We start from the raw sequence: 1035 nt of genomic DNA, 5'->3' as shown, positions 1-1035 counted from the left end.
TGTCATGGAGCCATAGATATTGTACTTTTACTTGCTATAATATTTTTGATTCTTTCTTTGATTGTAATATACAATAAAGAAGAAATCAATCTTTGATTGTTATAAAAATGTGTATATTCTTTTAATTTTTCTCTTAATAATTCTACTGTGATATTTTTATTTAATCGTGAATAAAATTCTCTTTCGTCTATGCCATCTACTCTTTCTACTACACCGTTGTATCTTGGTGTAGCTACAGGAATATATCTCCTCTCTAATTTATTTTTTAAGCAGTATTCATCAAAAATATTTATTTTAGGAGTATTAATACAGCGATAAGTATATTCTATACCATTGTCCGTTTGTATAGCCTGTATCTTAAAAGGTGAAGTTTTTAAGACATATTTTAAGAAAGATAAAGCACTATAAGGTGTTTTATCTTCATAGATTTCTCTCCAACTATAACGAGTAGCTAAATCTACAGCAGTGAACTGATAGACTGTTTTTCTGCCTAATTTGATATATTTAGTGTCTATTTGAACTATTTTGCCTTCTTTTTGTATTTTAGAGACAAATTTTCGTTTATCATATCGCTTCTTTTTCTTTTTTGTTTTATATCTCCAAAGATTATTTCTTTTTAGTACATTCTCTATAGCTGTAACACCTATCTTAATGCCTTCACGATTTAAATATGCTTTAATATAATGCTTACCTCGATATTCTTTAGTATAGAGTTTAATAATTAAATTAATAGCTTTTTGGTTATTAAAGATATTTGGGGAAGTTTTTGGTCTAGTGCTAAAATTGGCGACAGTTCCAGTGTCTTTATATTTTTTAAGCCAAGCATAAAAAGTAGATTTGGGTATTTCTTCTATCTTTAAAAATCTTTTAATATTTTTAGTTTCTAATGCTTCATCCACTATAAATAATTTAAATTCTGTGCTATAATCTTTTTTCATAGTAGTATCCTTTATTTATTTTCTATATCAAAATATTATAACAAGGATACTGCTTTTTTTATACTAAAAAATGTCCAATATCTCACACTCCTAAACA

The 1035-nt window shown here is 26.3% G+C and carries 1 protein-coding gene; it reads right to left on the bottom strand.

All coding sequences use genetic code 11. The features are described from left to right. Positions 1–2: 2 nt before the first annotated feature. On the bottom strand, positions 3–938 hold the full coding sequence (locus tag EPJ72_RS12835; RefSeq protein WP_242005025.1) for a DDE-type integrase/transposase/recombinase: 936 nt from the start codon (positions 936–938) through the stop codon (positions 3–5). Positions 939–1035 lie beyond the last annotated feature (97 nt).

Origin of the sequence: Brachyspira pilosicoli (assembly GCF_008016535.1) — a bacterium.
Taxonomy (GTDB): domain Bacteria; phylum Spirochaetota; class Brachyspiria; order Brachyspirales; family Brachyspiraceae; genus Brachyspira; species Brachyspira pilosicoli_A.
The sequence above is the reverse complement of the archived record's forward strand: the minus strand, read 5'-3'. Positions and strand labels throughout refer to the sequence as shown.